This window comes from Boseongicola sp., from assembly GCF_057460485.1.
This window is the reverse complement of the sequence record NZ_JBVCWP010000380.1, coordinates 1-3,329: the sequence shown is the minus strand read 5'-3', so window position 1 is coordinate 3,329 and position 3,329 is coordinate 1. Positions and strand designations below refer to the sequence as shown.

Here is a 3,329-nt window from a genome sequence, read left to right as displayed (position 1 = left end):
TGTGCTTCCTGCTTCGGTCCCATCATCGCCCAATCCCCCACATCCCTGAGAGAATTGAATCAGCGACAGCACCTCAAATCAACAAGAGTTTTTCAACAGAATTAGCCCGAACCTACTAAGCGACGGGTATAACCCTCCGTGCGCACATCTGAGGAGTGAAGACACTGCCTAAGATGGCTTCGCACACATTTAGCGACGCCAACAGTCCCGCTCAAAGACGGTGGTTACAGGCAGAACATTGACCAGTTCTTGGCTGCGTCCTGCCTACTCAACCAACAAATCCGTGAGGCTACAGCGCGCGACAGCCTCCTGTAACTCCCGCGCCGCAGCGTCGAGGATCGCGTCTTCGTCCAGATCGGTCTTACGGTGCCGCATGCGGATGTTTCCGTTGACGATCACGGTATCTACGTCTGCCGCGTTCGCAAACTGCGCCACGGTCGTCAGCGGCATCATTGGAGGGTAGAGATGCGGCTTTCGGCGGTCGAGCATAACGATATCTGCCTTTTTGCCCGGTTCAAGTGAACCCAGATCATCCTCCAGCCCAATAGCCTTGGCCGCGTGGATCGTACACATTTCCAGGACGTCGAGCGGCATCATCACTTCGGGATCGCGGAAATGGCGGCGGTGGTAGTGCAAACATTGGGCCATGTGGCGGAACATGTCATAGCCCCGATCCGGGGCCGCCGCATCTGACCCCAAAGCGACGTTGACGCCCATGTCGCGCAGCTCCGGCGCGGGGCAGCGGCCGAGGACAGACATGATTGCCGAGGGGTTATGCACGATCGTCGCGCCACTGCGTTTTGCGGCGGCCATGTCTTCTGGAGTGAGGTCGACCGAGTGGGATAGATAGGCCCAAGGGCCGAGGATGCCGAGCTTTTCGGCCAGCGCGATGGAGCCTTCGCGGTGGCCATCTTGGGTAAACAGCAGCCCGTAATTTTCGCGCAGCTCCATCGCCGCGCGACACATCTGGCTGATTTCATCTGGCTCTTGGGCGACATCAGCAGGTGAATAGACCGGCATGATAAGACAGATGCCGGTGCCCTCCCCCAACAGATCGCCATGCGCCTCGGCCAACCGTCCGCATACTTGAAGTTGGTCCTCAAACGTCAGGGTGACATCCCGGTTAAGGTCGAGGCTGCGGTAGGTCTTGGGGTAAGGCCGTCGGTTCAGCCCAACTGCAAGCATGGTGCGGATGCCGATCTCTCGCGTGGCGGCGCAATGCAGATCGCCTGCCTCTGTCGTATCGGTCCGGTAATGGTCGGCCCCGCCGCCGAGCAGCATGGTGCAAGTGGTGATCCCCGCCTTCAGCCGCTCCAAACCGGAAAGCCGGGCTTCGGCCTGCCAGAATTCAGGGGTGGACCCGCGCGTGTAGATCTCTTCGCAGGCCTTAAACCACGCGTCACCGTCTCCCCCGCCAAGGTTGCGTGTCAGACCATGTCCGGCATGGGCATGGCTGTCGATCAACCCCGGCAGGGTGATCATATCCGCCCCCTCGATCCGCTCTGCCCCCTCGGGCACGGCCACCTCATCGGCCGGACCAACGGCGGTGATGCGATCATTCTCGAAAAGGACCGTCGCGTTCTCAATTACTCTCCGAGCAGGGTCCATCGTGATTGCGGTGGTGTTGGTAATCGCACGGACAGTCATTCTTAACCCTCGCTCAAGGCTGTGCCGAGGACATCGTCCTGCAAGGCGTTGCCTTCACTTGAAGCTTCCAATTTCAATGTTCTTTCTGCTTCCTGCAGATGTTCGTCCATCGCTGTTTTGGCGGTATCGAAATCCCCTTCGGCAAGCGCGGCGACGATGGCGGCATGTTCATCCGGGCCACATTGCGTGTCGCATTTCGGCTGGAAAACCGCCGTGACCAGGGTGCTCTTTGACACAAGGTCGCGCAGGATATCGGCAAGTAAGGGCGAGGCCGCGAATTCGGCCAACAACATGTGAAAGGCACCCGAAAGGCGGATGATCCGGGCGGTGTCCCCCTCAGCTAAGGCTTCGCGTTCCTCGGCAATATGAGTTTCGAGCGCCGCCAGCTTGTCTTGGGTGCCATGCTTCTTGAGCGCGTCAATAACGCCCCGTTCGACCACACGCCGCGTGAAGAAGACATCGCGGGCTTCTTCGACCGAAGGCGTGGTCACAAAGGCCCCCCGATTCGGGAAGTGACTGACCAACCCGTCGTGGGTCAGCTGGTCCAACGCTCGGCGGATTCTCGGACGACTGGTGCCAAAGATTTCACACAGCCGCTCCTCTTTCAGGCGGGTGCCGGGTGGCAGACGGCGTTCTGCGATCGATTTCCAGATCCGTTCATAGATCTGCTTTTCCGTAAATTTGGTTTCTTGCAACTGCTTATCCCCACCCATAATTTTTCTGCTCATACGTTGTGCAACAGTCGCCGAAACGGCACCGGAAGTGCAAGCATTTAATGTTTTCACAAATTGTTAACAATAAATGTAGACATAAATACCGAACTGTGCCAGCTTTTCCCCAGTTGCTGAAATGCAGGCCCCTTGAGCCCGCTTAGCGACAGAAACAGGGAGACAACAATGACACCGCGCAACCTATTATTCACTGCTACCTCGGCACTGGCGCTGGCCTGCGCCGGCGGCGCTCACGCCGAAACGTTCCGGCTGGGCACCAATGGCGACCTTTACGGCCTTGACCCGCATTCGATGACGGACAGCTTCACCGTCTCGTTCCTCAACCATGTCTATGAGGCGCTGGTGCGCTATGATGCGGACCTCAAGATTGAGCCGGCCTTGGCGACAAACTGGGAGCAGATCGACGAGACCACCGTGCGCTACACTTTGCGCGAGGGGATCAAGTTCCACGACGGTCAGGACTTCTCGGCAGAGGATGTGGTGGCATCGGTGAAGCGCGCGGCGCATGAAGACTCGCCCATTCGCGGCAATATCGCCGGGCTGGTCGATGCCAAGATGGTCGATGAAATGACTGTAGATCTGATGCTCGATGGGCCAAACCCGCTGCTTAACAACTTTCTAACCAATGTCCTGATCTTTGACAGCGGCTGGCTGGAAGAGCATGACGCGCTCGACCCGATCGATGCGCAGAAGGGGGAAGAGGGCTACACTACCTCCAACGCCAATGGCACCGGCCCCTTCCGTTTCGAATCCCGCACCCCTGACGCGCAGACTGTGCTGACCGTCAACGCCGATTGGTGGGACGAACCGCAGCACAACTTGACCCGCATCGAGTTGAACCCGATCAACTCCGACGCGACCCGCGTGGCGGCGATGTTGTCGGGCGAACTCGACATGATCTTCCCCTCCCCACTACAGGACGCCAAGCGCATCGAGTCCACTGACGGCATG

Annotated in this window: 3 protein-coding genes; 1 reads left to right on the top strand and 2 read right to left on the bottom strand. The window is 58.7% G+C overall.

Annotated elements, in window-relative coordinates:
* Positions 1 to 264: 264 nt before the first annotated feature.
* Positions 265 to 1,647: an amidohydrolase family protein gene (locus AC221Y_RS22395; RefSeq protein WP_486708509.1), complete on the bottom strand. Its 1,383-nt coding sequence runs from the start codon at positions 1,645 to 1,647 to the stop codon at positions 265 to 267.
* Positions 1,648 to 1,649: 2 nt separating this feature from the next.
* Positions 1,650 to 2,375 (bottom strand): GntR family transcriptional regulator, encoded by a 726-nt coding sequence (locus AC221Y_RS22390; RefSeq protein WP_486708508.1) that lies wholly within the window; start codon positions 2,373 to 2,375, stop codon positions 1,650 to 1,652.
* A 168-nt stretch (positions 2,376 to 2,543) separates the two neighbouring features.
* On the opposite strand from AC221Y_RS22390, the gene AC221Y_RS22385 reads away from it, so the two are divergent.
* Positions 2,544 to 3,329 (top strand): ABC transporter substrate-binding protein (locus AC221Y_RS22385; protein WP_486708507.1); only part of this gene is annotated, 786 nt, incomplete at its 3' end.

Bases quoted from the DNA above. Each gene is read 5' to 3' on its own strand.
- AC221Y_RS22395 (WP_486708509.1), bottom strand. From the start codon at position 1,647: ATGACTGTCCGTGCGATTACCAACACCACCGCAATCACGATGGACCCT.
- AC221Y_RS22390 (WP_486708508.1), bottom strand. From the start codon at position 2,375: ATGAGCAGAAAAATTATGGGTGGGGATAAGCAGTTGCAAGAAACCAAA.